Origin of the sequence: Micromonospora sp. MH33 (assembly GCF_003013775.1) — a bacterium.
GTDB lineage: Bacteria > Actinomycetota > Actinomycetes > Mycobacteriales > Micromonosporaceae > Micromonospora > Micromonospora fulviviridis.
On the sequence record NZ_MUYZ01000007.1, the window covers coordinates 36473 to 53579 of the forward strand.

General features: G+C 71.3%; 15 protein-coding genes. 7 read left to right on the plus strand and 8 right to left on the minus strand.

The window, feature by feature from the left end; all coding sequences use genetic code 11:
- The first annotated feature begins 128 nt into the window (after nucleotides 1-128).
- Complete coding sequence (locus B0E53_RS02900; RefSeq protein ID WP_107074520.1) at nucleotides 129-683, plus strand: HD domain-containing protein; 555 nt, start codon at nucleotides 129-131, stop codon at nucleotides 681-683.
- Here the strand turns inward: B0E53_RS02900 and B0E53_RS02905 are convergent.
- The gene (locus B0E53_RS02905) at nucleotides 671-1141 is read right to left on the minus strand and encodes an NUDIX domain-containing protein (RefSeq protein WP_107074521.1); all 471 of its coding nucleotides are present in this window, start codon (nucleotides 1139-1141) and stop codon (nucleotides 671-673) included. The genes B0E53_RS02900 and B0E53_RS02905 overlap by 13 nt on opposite strands.
- On the opposite strand from B0E53_RS02905, the gene B0E53_RS02910 reads away from it, so the two are divergent.
- The 3 genes from B0E53_RS02910 (at nucleotide 1140) to B0E53_RS02920 (ending at nucleotide 3804) form a co-directional block, all read left to right on the plus strand.
- Nucleotides 1140-2249, plus strand: coding sequence for a replication initiator (locus tag B0E53_RS02910; RefSeq protein ID WP_246835199.1), 1110 nt, complete (start codon nucleotides 1140-1142; stop codon nucleotides 2247-2249). The two genes, B0E53_RS02905 and B0E53_RS02910, sit on opposite strands and share 2 nt — an antisense overlap.
- Nucleotides 2250-2384: 135 nt before the next feature.
- Complete coding sequence (locus tag B0E53_RS02915; RefSeq protein ID WP_107074522.1) at nucleotides 2385-2579, plus strand: helix-turn-helix domain-containing protein; 195 nt, start codon at nucleotides 2385-2387, stop codon at nucleotides 2577-2579.
- Between the two features lies 1 nt (nucleotide 2580).
- Nucleotides 2581-3804 carry a site-specific integrase gene (locus B0E53_RS02920; RefSeq protein WP_107074523.1) on the plus strand — a complete coding sequence of 408 codons (1224 nt, stop codon included), beginning with the start codon at nucleotides 2581-2583 and terminating at the stop codon, nucleotides 3802-3804.
- Nucleotides 3805-3861: 57 nt separating this feature from the next.
- Here the strand turns inward: B0E53_RS02920 and metH are convergent, their stop codons facing one another.
- On the minus strand, nucleotides 3862-7377 hold the full coding sequence (gene metH / locus B0E53_RS02925) for a methionine synthase (RefSeq protein ID WP_210405892.1): 3516 nt from the start codon (nucleotides 7375-7377) through the stop codon (nucleotides 3862-3864).
- A gap of 312 nt (nucleotides 7378-7689) precedes the next feature.
- Here metH and B0E53_RS02930 point away from each other — a divergent pair, with 312 nt between their 5' ends.
- Both B0E53_RS02930 and B0E53_RS02935 read left to right on the plus strand, forming a co-directional pair.
- A complete protein-coding gene (locus tag B0E53_RS02930; protein WP_030504102.1) occupies nucleotides 7690-8559 on the plus strand; it encodes a PAC2 family protein in 870 nt (289 codons plus the stop codon).
- Nucleotides 8560-8674: 115 nt separating this feature from the next.
- Nucleotides 8675-9466, plus strand: coding sequence for a GntR family transcriptional regulator (locus tag B0E53_RS02935; RefSeq protein WP_107074525.1), 792 nt, complete (start codon nucleotides 8675-8677; stop codon nucleotides 9464-9466).
- A 148-nt stretch (nucleotides 9467-9614) separates the two neighbouring features.
- On the opposite strand, the gene mshC is transcribed toward B0E53_RS02935, so the two are convergent.
- The 4 genes from mshC to B0E53_RS02955 all read right to left on the minus strand — a co-directional run bounded on the left by mshC (nucleotide 9615) and on the right by B0E53_RS02955 (nucleotide 13271).
- Nucleotides 9615-10853: a cysteine--1-D-myo-inosityl 2-amino-2-deoxy-alpha-D-glucopyranoside ligase gene (gene mshC / locus B0E53_RS02940; protein ID WP_107074526.1), complete on the minus strand. Its 1239-nt coding sequence runs from the start codon at nucleotides 10851-10853 to the stop codon at nucleotides 9615-9617.
- A 67-nt stretch (nucleotides 10854-10920) separates the two neighbouring features.
- Nucleotides 10921-11739: an SCO1664 family protein gene (locus B0E53_RS02945; RefSeq protein WP_107074527.1), complete on the minus strand. Its 819-nt coding sequence runs from the start codon at nucleotides 11737-11739 to the stop codon at nucleotides 10921-10923.
- A complete protein-coding gene (locus B0E53_RS02950) occupies nucleotides 11736-12314 on the minus strand; it encodes a DUF3090 domain-containing protein (protein WP_107074528.1) in 579 nt (192 codons plus the stop codon). Before B0E53_RS02950 ends, B0E53_RS02945 begins: the two co-directional genes overlap by 4 nt.
- Before the next feature lie 243 nt (nucleotides 12315-12557).
- Nucleotides 12558-13271 (minus strand): histidine phosphatase family protein, encoded by a 714-nt coding sequence (locus B0E53_RS02955; protein ID WP_107074529.1) that lies wholly within the window; start codon nucleotides 13269-13271, stop codon nucleotides 12558-12560.
- A 1235-nt stretch (nucleotides 13272-14506) separates the two neighbouring features.
- On the opposite strand from B0E53_RS02955, the gene B0E53_RS02960 reads away from it, so the two are divergent.
- Complete coding sequence (locus B0E53_RS02960) at nucleotides 14507-15097, plus strand: hypothetical protein (protein WP_107074530.1); 591 nt, start codon at nucleotides 14507-14509, stop codon at nucleotides 15095-15097.
- Nucleotides 15098-15166: 69 nt separating this feature from the next.
- On the opposite strand, the gene B0E53_RS02965 is transcribed toward B0E53_RS02960, so the two are convergent.
- The gene (locus tag B0E53_RS02965) at nucleotides 15167-16003 is read right to left on the minus strand and encodes an undecaprenyl-diphosphate phosphatase (protein WP_107074531.1); all 837 of its coding nucleotides are present in this window, start codon (nucleotides 16001-16003) and stop codon (nucleotides 15167-15169) included.
- Nucleotides 16000-17052 carry an LLM class F420-dependent oxidoreductase gene (locus B0E53_RS02970; protein WP_091265972.1) on the minus strand — a complete coding sequence of 351 codons (1053 nt, stop codon included), beginning with the start codon at nucleotides 17050-17052 and terminating at the stop codon, nucleotides 16000-16002. Before B0E53_RS02970 ends, B0E53_RS02965 begins: the two co-directional genes overlap by 4 nt.
- Between the last annotated feature and the right edge of the window lie 55 nt (nucleotides 17053-17107).

The window sequence follows — 17107 nt, forward strand, 5'->3', positions numbered from 1 at the left end:
TGCTTGCCAAGAAAGGATCCGAGCTGGCAGACCCAACGACGACCACCCATCTGACGCGACCCGAACCACCGCGAGTGTAGAGGCATCCGGGCCTTCAGCTCCACCTCAGCGGGACGTAAGCTGGCGCGGTGACCTCCTCGGTAGAAAGAGCGGCCTGTCTTGCCGAGCGCCAGCTGGCCGGGCCGCTTCCCCGACGCTGGCGGCATGTGACCATGGTTGCAGCCAAGGCGCGCGGCCTTGCAAAGATCGTGGGCGACGACTGGGCGGTCCTCGAGATTGCGGCCTGGCTACACGACGTCGGTTACGCTCCGGATGTTGTCCAGACGGGTTTCCATTCCCTTGACGGAGCCCGCTGGCTGCTAAAGAACGGCTACGATCTCCGGCTCGCTGCATTGGTCGCCCACCATTCATGTGCATCCTTCGAGGCGGCGGAGCGTGGACTGGCGGATGTCCTTATGGCGGAGTTTCCGAAGGAGGAATCCCGAACCTCGGATGCCTTGTGGTTCGCTGACATGACTACCGGGCCGGACGGACAGGATTTCACTGCGGAGGAACGGTTGGCCGAGATCCGTGAGAGATATGGACCGGACCATACCGTTACGCGATTTTGGCGGAAGGCTGAGCCAGCGCTTTTGGAAGCTGTACGGCGCACACAGTCGCGCTTGACGGCTTACCCGATGTAGGGCTCTCCTCGCCGCTCAAACCCGTGTTCGAGGCGGAGGCGCATGGAGGGATGGATCGAAAAATCTGCCAGCTCGTCACGCGAGACCCAGCTCACCGCCGACGACTCGTCACTGGTCATCGTCTCGCCACTGACGTATCCGGCTCGGAAGCAGATCGAGAACTGCTGCCGGACCTCGCCGTCGCTGTACTCGACCAGGTGATTCGGGTTGGTGTAGATACCCACTACTCCGGTCACCTCGATTTCGATGCCGGTTTCCTCGCGTGTCTCACGCACGGCTGTCTCGGCGATGTACTCACCGAAGTCTTGAGCGCCGCCGGGCAGTGCCCAGAGGCCGTTGTCGGTGCGCCGGATGAGGAGCACCCGTCCCTGCTCGTCTTGAACGAAGACGGTCACGGCTACGACGATGCTGTTCGGCTTCGGGGCGTTCGGGTTGTTGAAGTGCTCGATCCGGGCCATGGCCCTAAGCCTCTCCTTCGGGCCCGTGCACCACCGGGTCGTCAAGGTTCACGCCGCCGACTGCCGCCGCAAGGACGGCTGCACCTGCCGGGCCTCCGTCTGCCACCCGTTCGGCCGCACCTGCCCCCATGGCGTCGACCTGCGCTGCGGGCAGCGCCACAAGGCCGGAGACGGGCAGCTCGGGCAACCGCTCTGCCTGGACTGCTACGACCACACCGCCCAAGTCGTGTGGAACCACGAAGCACCGGAATTGTGGCGCCGCACCATCCAGCAGGTTGACCGGGAACTGCGCCGCCTCGGCCGCGCTCACGGCGTGGAGCTGCGCCGCCGCTACATCAAGGTCTACGAGTTCCAGGTACGCGGCGTGGTGCACTACCACGCGCTGATCCGCCTCGACGGCCACAACCCCGACTGCCCCGGCGCGATCGTCCCCCCGCCCCGTGAGATCACCCGGGACATGTTCGAGGAAGCCGCCCGGGTCGCCTTCGTGAAGACCGCCTACACCTCCGCTTCGCACCCGGCCAATGGCGGCCAGGGCTGGCACATCGCGTGGGGCGACAAGGGCCTGGACATCAAGCACGTCAACGCCCCGGGCGGTGAGGTCAACCTCGCCCAGATCACCGGCTACATCGCCAAGTACGTCACCAAGAGCACCGAAGTCACCGGACTGACCCTGCGCCGCGTCGACGACCTCTCCGTCGACGTCCACGGCGACCTCCGCACCCACCTCGGGCGTCTCATCCGCGCCTGCTGGGACCTCGGCGAACACCCCGACTACACCCGCCTGCGGCGGTGGGCGCACCAGTTCGGCTACGGCGGCCACATCACCACCAAGAGCCGCGCCTTCTCCGCCACCCTCGGCTTCATCCGCATGCAGCGCACCATCTGGCGGCGCACCGAAGGCCACCCGCACACCTGGGACGACGAGCAAGCCGAGCAGGTCATCTACGAACTCGGCTACCACGCCACCGGCTGGATCACCACCGGCGACGCCCTCCTGGCCAACACCGCCGCCGCCATGGCCCGCGCCCGACACCTCGCCGGCCTCGACGCCCTGGCCGACGAGCTGGCGCAGCAGCGCACCGTGACCCGATCCCTGGCCGCTTGACACCTACGTGTCAACGACCCCGTGAGCCCGTTCCTTGACAACTCCACAGCGACACCACCGCCGTCGGTCCCCGCTCGAACGCTCCCGGACATGCCTTCCTGATCCGCCCATCGCTACCGCTCGAAAGGAGCCTCGATGAACACACCTGCCACCCCCGAACCGCTTTGGGAAATCGAAGACGTATCCGCCTACCTGCGAGTCCCCGTCCAGACGCTCTACCAGTGGCGCAAGCGCAAGTACGGGCCACCCGCCGCCCGCGTCGGCCGCCACCTCCGCTACGATCCCGACGCGGTGCGCGCCTGGTTCGCCGACCAGTCCACGGCGGCCTGACATGGCCCACATTGTCGACCGCTGGTACCGCACCGTCACCGGCCTCGATGGCAAGTCCCGCCAGGAACCGAAACCCGAATGCGGCCAGGGAATGCGCTACCGCGTCCGGTACACCTCGCCAGACGGCAAAGAGAAGTCACAGTCGTTCCCGGACACGAAGAAGCGGGAAGCGCAAGCGTTCCTCGCCCGCGTCCAGGCCGACATCCTCAAGGGCACCTACGTCGACCCGGACGCCGGACGCATCACGTTCAAGCGCTACGCCGACGACCGGCTCGCCGCCGCGACCACCGACGAACTGACCCGGGACCGGCTCGAATACGAGTTCCGGCTCCACGTCTACCCCGTCTTCGGGGACCAGGCGCTCACCACGATCCAACCCGCCACCATCCGCGCCTGGGCACACCTGCTGCAAACGAAGGGCCTCGCGGCCAGCTACCGCCGAGTCCTGTTCAACGACGTCTCCATGATCTTCAACGCGGCCGTCGACGACCGGAAGGTCGTCAGCAACCCCTTCGCCGTCAAGACGATCCGGCCTCCGAAGTACCAAGCGCCCAAGGTGGTCCCCTGGCCCAACGACCTACGCTCCCGCTTCCGAGCCGCCCTGGCCGACCGGTACCGGGTCACCGTCGACCTGGGCGCGGGCTGCGGCCTGCGGCAGGGTGAGATCTTCGGCGTCAGCCCGGACGACATCGACCCAGCCCGGCCGGTCCTGCACGTGACTCGTCAGGTCAAGCTCGTCCGAGGGCGCCTGATCTTCGCGCCGCCCAAGGGCGGCAAGGTCCGCGAAGTCCCCCTGCCGGAGTCGGTGTCACGTCGCCTGACCGAGCACGCCAAGCGGTACCCGCCGGTCGACGTCACCCTTCCGTGGGGCACCTCGACCGGCGAGCCGCGGACCGTGACGCTCTACCTGACGACCCCGGCCGGAACGGCGCTGAGCCGGACGGGCTTCAACTCGGGCGTCTGGAAGCCCGCCATCCGCGCCACCGGCGTCCCCGACAACCGGCACAACGGCATGCACGTACTCCGGCACACCTACGCCTCGGTCCTGCTCGACGCCGGCGAAAGCATCAAGGCCCTCTCGGCGTACCTCGGGCACGCCGACCCCGGCTTCACCCTCCGGATCTACACCCACCTGCTACCGACCAGCGAGGACCGCACCCGCCGCGCGATCGACCACGCCTTCGCCGACGACCCGCAGACCCCCGACGGCCTGGAAACGGCATGATCTTGCGAATCAGGGGTGTTCCGGGTGCTCCACCGCAGGTCAGAACGCCTGCGGTGATCACTTGGCGTTGAAGTAGTTGGCCTCGGGGTGGTGGACGACGATCGCGTCGGTGGCCTGCTCGGGGACGAGCTGGAACTCCTCGGAGAGCTGGACGTTGATCCGCTCGGCGCCGAGCAGCTCCACGATCTTCGCCCGATCCTCGAGGTCCGGGCAGGCCGGGTAGCCGAACGCGTACCGGCAGCCCCGGTAGTCGGTGCGCAGCAGGCCGGCCAGGTCCGCCGGGTCCTCGTCGGCGACCGTACGCCCACCCGGCAGGACCAGCTCGGCGCGGATCCGCCGGTGCCAGTACTCGGCCAGCGCCTCGGTGAGCTGCACCGACAGGCCGTGCACCTCCAGGTAGTCGCGGTACTCGTTGCCGGCGAACATCTTCGCCGTGTACTCGCTGATCGGCTGCCCGACCGTGACCAGCTGCAACGCCACCACGTCCAGCTGCTCGCCCTTGGGCCGGAAGAAGTCGGCCAGGCAGAGCCGGCGCTCCTGCCGCTGCCGCGGGAACGAGAACCGGGCCCGCTCGGCGTGCCCGTTCTCGTCCAGCACCACCAGGTCGTTGCCCTCCGAGTAGGCCGGGAAGTAGCCGTACACCACGGCCGCCTCGAGGACCTTGTCGGCGATCAGCCGGTCCAGCCAGTAGCGCAGCCGCGGCCGTCCCTCGGTCTCCACCAGTTCCTCGTACGACGGGCCCTTGCCGCCCCGGGCGCCGCGCAGCCCCCACTGGCCCAGGAAGGTGGCCCGCTCGTCGAGCAGCGCCGCGTAGTCGGCCAGCGGCACGCCCTTCACCACCCGGGTGCCGAAGAACGGCGGGGTGGGCACCTCCGCGTCGGCGGCCACGTCGGAACGGACCGAGGCGTCGTCCAGCTCCGGCAGCGCCTCGCGGACCAGGGCCCGCTGCCGCTCGCGCCGCTCCCGGCGGGCAGCCAGGGCGGCCTCCCGCTCCGGGTCCACCACCGGCGCGCCGCCCCGCTTGGCCGTCATCACGCGGTCCATCAGGGACAGCCCCTCGAACGCGTCCCGCGCGTAGTGCACCTGCCCGGGGAACACCGAGCGCAGGTCGTCCTCCACGTACGCCCGGGTGAGGGCCGCGCCGCCGAGCAGCACCGGCCAGCGCTCGGCGACCCCGCGCGAGGCCATCTCGGCCAGGTTCTCCTTCATGATGACCGTGCTCTTGACCAGCAGGCCGGACATGCCAATCGCGTCGGCCCGGTGCTCCTCGGCGGCGTCGAGGATCGCGTTGATCGGCTGCTTGATGCCGATGTTGACGACGTCGTAGCCGTTGTTGGACAGGATGATGTCCACCAGGTTCTTGCCGATGTCGTGCACGTCGCCCTTGACGGTGGCGAGCACGATCCGCCCCTTGCCGTCGTCGTCGGTCTTCTCCATGTGCGGCTCCAGGTAGGCCACCGCGGTCTTCATCACCTCAGCGGACTGGAGCACGAACGGGAGCTGCATCTGGCCGGAGCCGAACAGCTCACCGACCACCTTCATGCCGTCCAGCAGCAGGTCGTTGATGATGGACAGCGGTGTGCGCCCCTGCGCCATCGCGGTGTCCAGGTCGGCCTCCAGGCCGTTGCGCTCGCCGTCGATGATCCGCCGCTTGAGCCGCTCCTCCAGCGGCAGCGCCGCCAGTTCCTCGGCCCGGGTGGCCCGCGCCGAGGCGGCGTCGACCCCCTCGAAGACCTGGATGAACCGCTGCACCGGGTCGTACCCCTCGCGGCGCCGGTCGTAGATCAGGTCGAGCGCGATCTCGCGCTGCTCGTCGGGGATCTTCGACATCGGCAGGATCTTGCTGGCGTGCACGATCGCCGAGGTCAGGCCGGCCTGCGCGCACTCGTGCAGGAACACCGAGTTGAGTACCTGCCGGGCCGCCGGGTTCAGGCCGAAGGAGACGTTCGAGATGCCCAGGGTGAAGTTGACCCCCGGGTAGCGGGCGGCGATCTCCCGGATCGCCTCGATCGTCTCGATCCCGTCGCGGCGGGTCTCCTCCTGGCCGGTGGCGATCGGGAAGGTCAGCGCGTCGATGAGGATGTCCTCCCGGCGCAGCCCCCACCGGCCGGTCAGGTCGTCGATCAGCCGGCAGGCGACGCGTACCTTCCAGTCCCGGGTGCGGGCCTGGCCCTCCTCGTCGATGAGCAGCGCCACCACGGCGGCGCCGTGCTCGCGGACCACCGGCATGACCCGGGCGTAGCGGGACTCCGGGCCGTCGCCGTCCTCGAAGTTGACCGAGTTGACGACGCAGCGGCCGCCGAGCATCTCCAGCCCCGCCTCGACCACCGCCGGCTCGGTCGAGTCCAGCATGATCGGCAGGGTGGAGGCGGTGGCGAACCGGCCCGCCAGCTCGCGCATGTCCTGCGTGCCGTCCCGGCCGACGTAGTCGACGCAGAGGTCCAGCAGGTGCGAGCCGTCCCGGGCCTGACTGCGGGCGATCTCCACGCACGCCTGCCAGTCGGCCGCGAGCATCGCCTCACGGAACGCCTTGGAGCCGTTGGCGTTGGTCCGCTCCCCCACCATCAGGATGCTGGCGTCCTGGGCGAACGGCACGTGGTGGTAGATCGAGGCGACGCCCGCCTCGGGGCGCGGCTCCCGGGCCACCGGCCGCCACCCGCGCAACCGCTCGACGAGCACCCGGATGTGCTCCGGGGTGGTGCCGCAGCAGCCGCCGACCAGGGCCACGCCGTAGTCGGTGACGAACTGCTCCAGGGCGTCGGCAAGCTCGACCGGGCTCAGCGGGAAGTACGCCCCGTCGGCCGTCAGCACGGGCAGGCCGGCGTTCGGCATCACCGAGACCGGGATGCGCGCGTGCTGGGACAGGTAGCGCAGGTGCTCGCCCATCTCCGCCGGGCCGGTCGAGCAGTTGAGGCCGATCAGGTCGACGCCGAGCGGCTCGATGGCGGTCAGCGCCGCGCCGATCTCGCTGCCCAGCAGCATGGTGCCGGTGGTCTCCACGGCCACCTGGCAGATGATCGGGACGTCCCGCCCCAGCTCGGCCCGGGCCCGCTTCGACCCGACCACCGCGGCCTTGACCTGGAGCAGGTCCTGGCAGGTCTCGATGATCAGCGCGTCCGCCCCACCGGCGATCAGGCCGGCGGCGTTCTCCTGGTACGCGTCCCGCAGGGTGGCGTACGCCGCGTGCCCGAGGGTGGGCAGCTTGGTACCGGGCCCCATCGAGCCGAGCACGAACCGGGGCTGCTCCGCCGTCGCGTACGCGTCGGCGGCCTCCCGGGCGAGCCGCGCGCCGGCCTCGGACAGCTCGCGGATCCGCTCCGCGATGCCGTACTCGGCGAGGTTGGGCAGGTTGGCGCCGAAGGTGTTGGTCTCCACACAGTCCGCGCCGGCGGCCAGGTAGGCCTCGTGCACGCTGCGGACCACGTCCGGCCGCGTGACGTTGAGGATCTCGTTGCAGCCCTCAAGGCCGTCGAAGTCGTCCAGGGTCAGGTCGGCCGCCTGCAGCATCGTCCCCATCGCCCCGTCGGCGATCAGGATCCGGTCCGCCAGCACATCGAGCAACGAAGTCCGCACAGGGCCAGGTTAGTGCGGCGCGGCCTCGACGGGTCACCGCAACCTGGGCTTCCCACATACTGTCAGCGGGATCACCGCGTACGTTTCATCCGGTTCGCCCGAGTGGTCCGGCCGGCCGACCGGCGCGGCCGACGGGCCGCGTCCGGCGGCGGCACGTAGGCTGGCGGACGTGAAGGACAACAGCGACGCGACCGTGCGACGGTTCCAGGTCGCGGCGCGGCGTCAGACGCGCCGAGCTGGAAACGTCGTAGGCGGGCGGACTGCCGGGCGACACCCGGGTGCCGCTCCCGACGAGCAGGGTGGGGTGACGGCGTGACCGAGTTCGACGGACTGCCGGTGCTGCGGTCCCCGGTCGCCATCGCGGCCTTCGAGGGGTGGAACGACGCCGCGGACGCGTCCACCGCGGCCGTGGAACACCTGGAGCAGGTCTGGCAGGCCCGGCAGGTGACCGAGCTGGACCCGGAGGACTTCTACGACTTCCAGGTGAGCCGGCCGACCATCACCATGGCCGACGGGGAGACCCGTCGGGTCGAGTGGCCGACCACCCGCTTCATGGTGGCCAGCCCGGAGGGCACCGAGCGGGACGTGGTGCTGATCCGCGGCATCGAGCCGAGCATGCGCTGGCGCACCTTCTGCGAGCAGGTGCTGGAGATCTGCCACAGCCTGGAGGTGGAACGGGTGGTGCTGCTCGGCGCGCTGCTGGCCGACGTGCCGTACACCCGGCCCCTGCCGATCAGCGGCAGCGCCTCGGACGCCGACGCCGCCAAGCGCTACCAGCTCACCCCCACCCGCTACGACGGGCCGACCGGCATCGTGGGCGTGCTGCACGACGCCTGCACCCGGGCCGAGGTGGACGCCGTGTCGTTCTGGGTGCACGTGCCGCACTACGCCAACAACCCGCCCTGCCCCAAGGCGACCCTGGCGCTGCTGCACCGGGTCGAGGAGGTGCTCGACCTGCCGGTGCCGATGGCCGACCTGGCCGAGGAGGCCGCCGAGTGGGAGCAGCGGGTGCGCAGCGCCGCCGAGCAGGACGCCGAGCTCGGCGAGTACGTCCGCGAGCTGGAGGAGCGGGTCGGCGACGCCGGCATCACCCCGCTGACCGGTGACGAGATCGCCCAGGAGTTCGAGAAGTACCTGCGCCGCCGGGGCGGCTCCGCCGGCCCCACCGCCGGCTCCTGGTAACACCTTTCCGACGAAGGCCGGGTCCTGTCCGAGGGCCCGGTTTCTTCGTGTCCGGGGTGGCGAGGTCACCGTCTCTACGGCATCCTAGGAACCTAGCTGTCATGAGGAGGCGGGCATGCAGATCAATCCCGGCGCGGCCGAGTTCCCGCACCGGCAGATCGCCGCGCAGCTCAAGTCCCAGGTGCGCCGCGGCGACTGGGGCCCGGGCGAGCGGCTGCCGTCCATCCCGGCCATCGCCGAGATGTTCGGCGTGGCGAAGCAGACCGTGCAACGGGCCGTCGACCAGTTGCGGGTCGAGGGCATCCTGATCACCAAACCCGGCTCCGGTACCTACGTGCGGGGCACCCGGCGCCGCCTCAACCGGCTCTCCCGGGACCGGTACGGCGGCTTCCGCGGCTACCACACCGACCTGGCCGCCCGGTACCGGCAGCAGCTCGTCTCGGTGGGCCGCGCCGCCGCCCCGCCCGAGGTGGCCGACGCGTTCGGGGTGGCCGACGGCACCGAACTGCTCTGCCGGCGGCACCTCGTCCGCACCGACGACTCACCCGTCGAGGTGGGCGCCTCCTGGTTCCTGCCCGCCGACACCGCCGGCACCTCGCTGGAGCGGGCCGAGGCGTTCGGCCGCCCGCTCTACCAGGAGGCCGAGGAGGCCACCGGCCGCCGGTACGTCACGGCGACCGACACGATCAGCGCCCGCCAGCCCAGCCGGGAGGAGGCCGAGATCCTCCAGATCCGGCCGGACACCCCGGTGCTGCACCTGCTGCACGTCGCCTACGACGCCCAGCGCAAGCCGATCGAGGTCGCCCACGCCACCTGGCCCGGCCCGATGACCACCCTCACCGAGGAGTACCGGATCCCCGCCCCGGCCACGGAGTCCGACCCCGACCCCGGCCTCGTGCTGGGCTGACCGCGCCGCCCGGCCGGCTCCGGGACGGGCCGGCGGACGACCTGCCGTCCCCACTCACGCACCTGATCGGGGATCGGCACGGACGCGACTGCGCCATCCCCGCCGGCCGGATGCCCGGCGGAGCGCCGAGATCGCAGGTCGGCGCGGGTCAGAGGCGGATGCCGAGGAGGGCGTCCACCGTGTCGGCGAAGAGCTTCGGGGCGTCGGCGTCGGCGGCCACGCCGGCGAGAGCCTGGTCGGCCCAGGCGTCGGCCACGGCCAGCGCGCCCGGGGTGTCGAGGTCGTCGGCCAGGCGGGCGCGTACCCCGGCGAGAAGCTCCTCGCCGGACGGGCCGGCCGGGCCGGCGGCCGCCCGGCGCCAGCGGGCCAGCCGCTCCTGCGCCGCGAGGAGCAGCTCGTCGGTCCACGAACGGTCGCTGCGGTAGTGCCCGCTGAGCAGCGCCAGCCGCACGGCCATCGGGTCGACCTGGTCGGCCCGCAGCCGGGAGACGAAGACCAGGTTGCCCTTGGACTTCGACATCTTCTCGCCGTCCAGGCCGATCATGCCGGCGTGCACGTAGTGGTCGGCGAACGGCGCCTGGCCGGTCAGCCGCTCGGCGTGCGCCGCCGAGCACTCGTGGTGCGGGAAGAGCAGGTCGTTGCCGCCGCCCTGGACGGCGACCCGGTCGCCGAGCAGGTTCAGCGCGATGACCGCGCACTCGATGTGCCAGCCGGGACGGCCGGCGCCCAGCTCGCCGCCCGGCCAGGACGGCTCGCCCTCGCGGGCGCCGCGCCACAGCAGCGGGTCGAGCGGGTTCCGCTTGCCGGCCCGGTCCGGGTCGCCGCCGCGCTCCGGGAAGATCTCCAGCATCTGCTCTCGGGAGAGGTTGGACTCGTAGCCGAACGCGGGGGCGGCGGCCACGTCGAAGTAGACGTCACCGGTGCCGTCGTCGAGCCGGTACGCCGCGCCGTCCTTGAGCAGCACGAGGACCTTCTCGGCGATGTCCGGGATCGACTCGACCGCGCCGACGTAGTGCGCCGGCGGGATGATCCGCAGCGCCTCCATGTCCTCGCGGAACAGGGCGGTCTCCCGCATGGCCAGGACCTTCCAGTCCTCGCCGTCCCGCTCGGCCCGCTCCAGCAGCGGATCGTCGATGTCGGTGACGTTCTGCACGTACCGCACGGTCAGGCCGGCGTCCCGCCACATCCGCTGCACCAGGTCGAAGGTGATCATCGTGGCGGCGTGCCCGAGGTGGGTGGCGTCGTACGGGGTGATGCCGCAGACGTACATGGTGGCCGCGCCGTCGGGCTGACTGGGGTGGAGACCTTGCCGCGCCGAGTCGTACAAGCTCAGTGGCGTGCCCTTACCCGGCAGCCGTGGCACCTCGTGCCCCGTCCAAGACTCCATGACCGCCAGCCTAACGAGCCGTCAGGCGCTCGGGTGGCGCGCCTCGGGTGATCAACGCGACAGCGGCTCACATGGGCGGCCACGGCATGGCCGGCCACTCCTCTGGCGGCAGCGGGAACCGCCCGGTCTCCCGCAGCCGGTCCACCCGGGCCGCCACCTCGGCGACCTCGCTGATGGTGAGGTGCTCGGCCAGCTCGTCGCCGAGCGCACCGGTGAGCTGGCCGGCCAGCCCGTCGAGCATCTCCACCGCGTCCGGCGGGAGCCGCCGGCCGGCCCAGCCCCAGAGCACGGTGCGCAGCTTCTCCTCGACGTGGAAGCAGACCCCGTGGTCCACCCCGTAGATCCGGTCGTCGGGACCGACGAGCACGTGACCGCCCTTGCGGTCGGCGTTGTTGATCACGGCGTCGAGGACGGCCAGCCGGGCCAGCCGCGGGTCGTCGGCGTGCGCCAGCGCGTACGCGGCCCCGTCGTCGTCGCGCGCCGCGGCGACCGGGAACCAGCGCGGCGGGACCGTCTCGGCCGGCACGAAGCCGACCAGCGGCTCGGCATCCTCCGGCTCGTCTATCCAGAGCTGGCAGGAGCCGGGACCGAACGGGCCGTCGCGCAGCACGGTCGGCGGCACCAGATCCCAGCCCGTGGCCTGGGAGACCAGGTAGGCCGAGACCTCCCGGCCGGCGAGCGTCCCGTCCGGGAAGTCCCAGAGCGGCCGCTCGCCGCGGACCGGCTTGTAGACGCAGTGCGCGGACGCCCCGTCGAGGGTGATGATGCCGCGCAGGGTGGCGTTGGAGGCGTCGACCAGCCGCCCCTCCAGGGTCAGCTCACCCTCGCTGAGCAGTCGCAGCGAGGCGGCGGCGTCCTGTCGGGGCCGAAGTTCCGACGACGTCACCGGTGATAACCGTTGTGCCGGGGGCAGAGGTGACCGGCCGGGTCGAGCGGCTGGCCGCAGAGCGGGCAGGGCGGGCGACCGGCGTTGACCACCCGGCGGGCCCGCTCGATGAACGCGCGGGTCGCCTCGGGGGTCAACCGGACCCGGAGCCGGTCGAGGTCGTCGTCCGGCTCGTCCGGGTCCTCGTCGGTGTCGTCGTCCGCGTCGCCCAGCTCGACCTCGACCTCCGCCTCACCGGCGGCGATCGCCTCGATCACCACGGTGGCGGAGTCCACGTCGAAGGCCAGGCCCAGGGTGCCCACCCGGAACTCCTCGTCGACCGGGGTGTCGAGCGGGTCGTTGTCACCGGTCACCGGGGCCGTCTCCGGCAGGTCGACGCCGAACCGGCGCTGCGCCTCGGAGAGCAGCTCCTCCAGCTTCTCGGCGAGCAGGGACACCTGGACCTTCTCCAGCGCGACGCTGACCAGCCGGCCACCGCCGCGCGCCTGGAGGAAGAATGTGCGCTCCCCCGGCGGGCCGACGGTTCCGGCGACGAACCGCTCCGGCGGCTCGAAGGCGTGCACCTGGTGGGTCATACCCACGACCCTATCCGGCGGGCGGAACCGTCGCGCAGCGCACCGACGCCGAATCCGCCCAGGGCGAAACGCCATTGCCGACCACGGCCGTCGCCGGGCGTGGCGGTGCCGCTCACCGGGCCACCCCCCACGCCGCCGTTCCTGGGCGTGGCGGGGCCGACCACCCGGCCACCCCCGCGCCGCCGTTCCTGAGCGTGGCAGGGGCCACCCCGGGCCGCCGTTCCTGAGCGCGGCGGGGGCCGCTCACCGGGCCACCCCGGCGCCGCCGCCCACCGCCGCGTCCGAGTCGGTCGCCTTGGTCGCCCGCCGGCGCCGCTTGCGCGGCGGCGGGACCAACCCGGCCAGGTCGCCGCCGGTATCATTCAGCCGGACCAGGAAGGGCCGCAGCGGCGTGTAGCGGATCGCGGTCACCGACGCCGGGTCGGCCACGATCCGCTGGAAAAGATCCAGGTGTACGCCGAGCGCGTCGGCCACGATCGCCTTGATCACATCGCCGTGGCTGCACGCCAGCCAGACCGCCTCGGGTCCGTGCTCGGCGCTGATCCGGGCGTCCCAGGCGCGCACCGCGGCGACCGCCCGCGCCGACATCGCCGCCATCGACTCGCCATCGGGGAAGACGGCGGCGCTCGGGTGCTGCTGCACCACCGGCCAGAGCGGCTCCTTCGCCAGCTTCTTCAGCGGCTGCCCCTCCCAGGCGCCGTAGCCGCACTCGATCAGCCCCTCCTCGGCCACCGGCTCCGCGCCGGGCAGGGCCAGCTCCAGGGTCTGCCGGCAGCGGATCAGCGGGCTGGTCACCACGGCCGCGAGGGGAAGCCCCTTGAGCCGCTCGCCGACCGCCGCGGCCTGGCCGCGCCCGGTCTCGTCCAGCTCGACCGGTTGCCGACCGGCCAGGCCCCCGTCGGCGTTCGCCGTGGTCCGGCCGTGTCGCAGAAGCAGAAGGGTCGCCACGCTGACCACCCTAGGCGCTCCCACCCCCTTGATCGACTCCACCACGCGATGTGGCGGCATCACCCGGCCGTCCGACACCGCCACCTCCCCGACCTGGAGACCAGCGGGCCGGTCGGGCCGCGACCGAGCCGGGTGGGCCGCGACGAATGACCTGTCCGGGTCGGACGCCGGACATCCCCGCGGCGCCGCGCCTCATGACGGAGTCAGTCATGCGTTCACCCCATCGGGCGGGGACGTGACGGCGGACACGTCGCCGCCCGGAACACCGGGCCGGGTCGAGCCGTTGTGCAGAGCGTCGGTGTGTCCAGTGTCCCCGGGCCTCACCTAAATTGCCTTCGCGGAATACCGTCCGGCTGGAGCCGCGTCGCGCCACTCGCCGAGAGGCGACCTGCACACCGACAGCAACGGCGCCGCCTGTCCCCCTGGGCCGGGCGGCGCTGTTGTTTCTGCCTGCTCCCTCGGCTGCCCTTCCCCGGCCCGGCGGCGCTGTTGTCCCGCCCCCTCGGCACCCGGCGCGGCCACCGTAACCCCTCCCCGGGGCGGCTGCGCCACCTCCCGCACGACCCGCGCGGATCTTGGCGACTTGCCGTTTGCAGCGAACGGAAACTCTCCAAGATTGCCAGTTCGGGGCTGTCGTGAGGAATGTCCGGTCAGACACCGACTGGAACGCCAGGTAGGTCTCCGGGTCGCGATTACCTTCATGGCGCTTCCGCCGGCCCGGGCCGCAAGGCCTTGGGTGGAACGTCAGCGATGTCTCCCGAGGCCTGGAAACCCGCCTGGTGTTTCACCGTCCAGCAGGGTGGGGGCGCTGGGTGGAACGTCATGGGTGTCTCCAGGGTCCGGATACACCCGTGGTGTTCCACCGGCCGGGTCGCCTGGGTCGGTGTGTCCGTTTCGCGGGTGACCGGCGGCACCGTGGCGGCGGAATGGCCGCAGGGTGGGGGTCGTTGTGTACCCGTGAATGACCGAGGAAGACTGCCTCACGCGAGTGGCCGGAAGGCCCGTCCAGGCGGGCTGGCCGAGCCCCTGGGCTGCCCCCCAGGTGAGGTGGCCGGTCCCGGAATGATGGTGGGTCGCCGGTCGTTGTACATGGTCCCGGCGCGACGAAGAGGCTCTGCCCCGCGCGCCGGATGATCCCCCAAGACTTTCCCCCCTTTTTGAGCGCCTGACGGTGCTTGCGCACACCACTTGGCCGACCCCCATCGGCTCGTGTGTGCGCCAACCCCCGAATGGAGCTTTCCCTCATGAACACGATGCTGCGCAAGAGCGTGCTGGGTATTGCTGGTCTGGCTTTCACCGGTGGTGTCTTCGCCGGTCCGATCGCCGCCCACGCCGACGCCCGTCCCGTCGAGGGCAAGCCGGCCGCGGTGGCGGTGCAGGCCGACAAGCCGGACAGCGCCAAGCTGATCCCGCACGGTGTGCAGGGCGCCCAGTCGAAGATTGATCTGAATGACGAGCAGACCGCGAACGCGAAGGCGATCATCGCGGCGACGAAGAAGGCGGGTCTGCCGGAGCGGGCCGCGGTCATCTCGATCGCCACGAGCCTGCAGGAGTCGAAGCTGGAGAACCTGGGCCACCTCGGCGACAAGAATGACCATGACTCGCTGGGTCTGTTCCAGCAGCGCCCGTCCAGTGGTTGGGGTACGCCGGAGCAGATCACCGACCCCGAGTACTCGACCCTGGCGTTCGAGAAGGGTCTGAAGCAGGTTGACGGTTGGCCGGACATGCCGCTGACCGAGGCCGCCCAGACCGTGCAGGTCTCGGCCTACCCGGATGCGTACGCGCAGTGGGAGCAGCAGGCCGCCGACCTCGTCGCCCAGCACTGGAACAGCTGACCCCAACAAACGAACGCTGGCCGGCACCCCCCAACACGGGGTGCCGGCCAGCGGCGTCTGCGGGTCAGGTCAGGTGGCGTTGATCGTGCCGGTGAGGAGCAGGCAGATGACCAGGGTGCCGAGCGCCACCCGGTAGAGGACGAACAGGTACAGGGTGTGGTGCGCGACGTAGCGCAGCAGCCAGGCGATGGCCGCGTAGCCGATGCCGAAGGCGATCACCGTGGCGACGATCATCTGCGCCCCGCTCGGCGCGGCGGTGCCCGGCGCGGACGGCTCGAAGACGTCCGGGATGCTGAACACGCCGGAGATCACCACGGCCGGGATGGCCAGCAGGAACGAGTAGCGGGCCGCCGTCTCCCGGGTGAGGTTGAGCAGCAGGCCGGCGGTGAGCGTGCCGCCGGAGCGGGAGACACCGGGGATAAGCGCCGCGGCCTGGGCGAAGCCCATGATGACGCCGTCGCGCATCCGGAAGTTCTCCAGCGTGCGGGTCTGCCGCCCCCAGTACTCGGCGAAGGCCAGCACGATCGCCCCGAGGATCAGCGTGGTGGAGACCACCCGCAGGTCGCGGCCGGCGGTGCGGATCTGGTCCTTGAAGAGCAGCCCGAAGATGCCGATCGGGATGGTGCCGACGATGACGTACCAGCCCATGCGGTAGTCGAGGCTGGAACGCACCGAGCGGTCGAACAGGCCGAGCACCCAGGTCCGGACGATCCGCCAGATGTCCTTGAAAAAGTAGATGAGCACCGCCGCCTCGGTGCCGAGCTGGGTCACCGCGGTGAACGACGCCCCGGCGTCCCGGCCGAAGAAGATCGCCGAGGTGATCCGCAGGTGGCCGGAGGACGAGACGGGCAGGAATTCCGTGAGCCCCTGGACGATGCCCAGGACGATGGCCTCGACCCAGGTCACTCGCCGACTCCGGAGAGGTCCAGCGCCTCGGCGACGGTCCGCAGGGTCTGCACGCCGCTGTCGCGGTCGGCCACGAACAGGGTGACCGACAGGGTGGTGACGCCGGCGGCGGCGTACTCGCGCATCCGCTCGGCGATGCGCTCCTTCGGGCCGAGCAGCGAGGTGCGGTCGATGAACTCCATCGGCACCGCGGCGGCCGCGTCGCGCTGCCGCTTGGCCAGGTAGAGGTCCTGCACCTCGCGGGCGGCGTCGCCGTAGCCCATCCGGGTGGCGAGCTGGTTGTAGAAGTTCTGCTGCCGGCTGCCCATGCCGCCGACGTAGAGGGCGGCATACCAGCGGACCAGCTCGGCGCAGGTGGCGATGTCGTCGCCGACCACCACCGGCACCGACGGCACGACGTCGAAGCCGGCCAGCTCCTTGCCGGCCTTGGCGCGGCCGGCGCGGACCGAGGCGAGCTGCTCCTCGGCGAACTCCGGGGCGTAGAAGACGGCGAGCCAGCCGTCGGCGATCTCGCCGGCCAGCTCCAGGTTCTTCGGGCCGACCGCGGCCAGGTAGATCGGGATGTGCTCGCGCGGGGGATGGAAGCCCAGCCGCAGCGCTTTGCCCGGGCCGTCCGGCAGCGGCAGCGTGTAGTGCTCGCCGTCGTACGCGACCTCCTTGCGGGCCACCGCCAGCTTCACGATGTCGACGTACTCCCGGGTGCGGGCCAGGGGCTTGGCGAAGCGGACGCCGTGCCAGCCCTCGGAGACCTGCGGGCCGGAGACGCCCAGGCCCAGCCGGAACCGGCCGCCGGAGAGGGCGTCGATGGTCGCCGCCGTCATCGCGGTCATCGCCGGGGTGCGGGCGGGGATCTGCATCACCGCGGCGCCGACGTCGATCCGCTCGGTCTGGCCGGCCATCCAGGCCAGCATGCTCGGCGAGTCGGAGCCGTAGGCCTCCGCGGCCCACACCACCGAGTAGCCGAGCCGATCCGCCTCCTGGGCCAGTGCCAGGTGGTCGGCGGGCGTGCTCCACGCCGTCTGGTATCCGAGGCTGAGCCCGAGTCGCACTGGTCCTCCCACCATCCGCACCACAGGTCGCATCAGGTTACGCAATGGGGGCGGT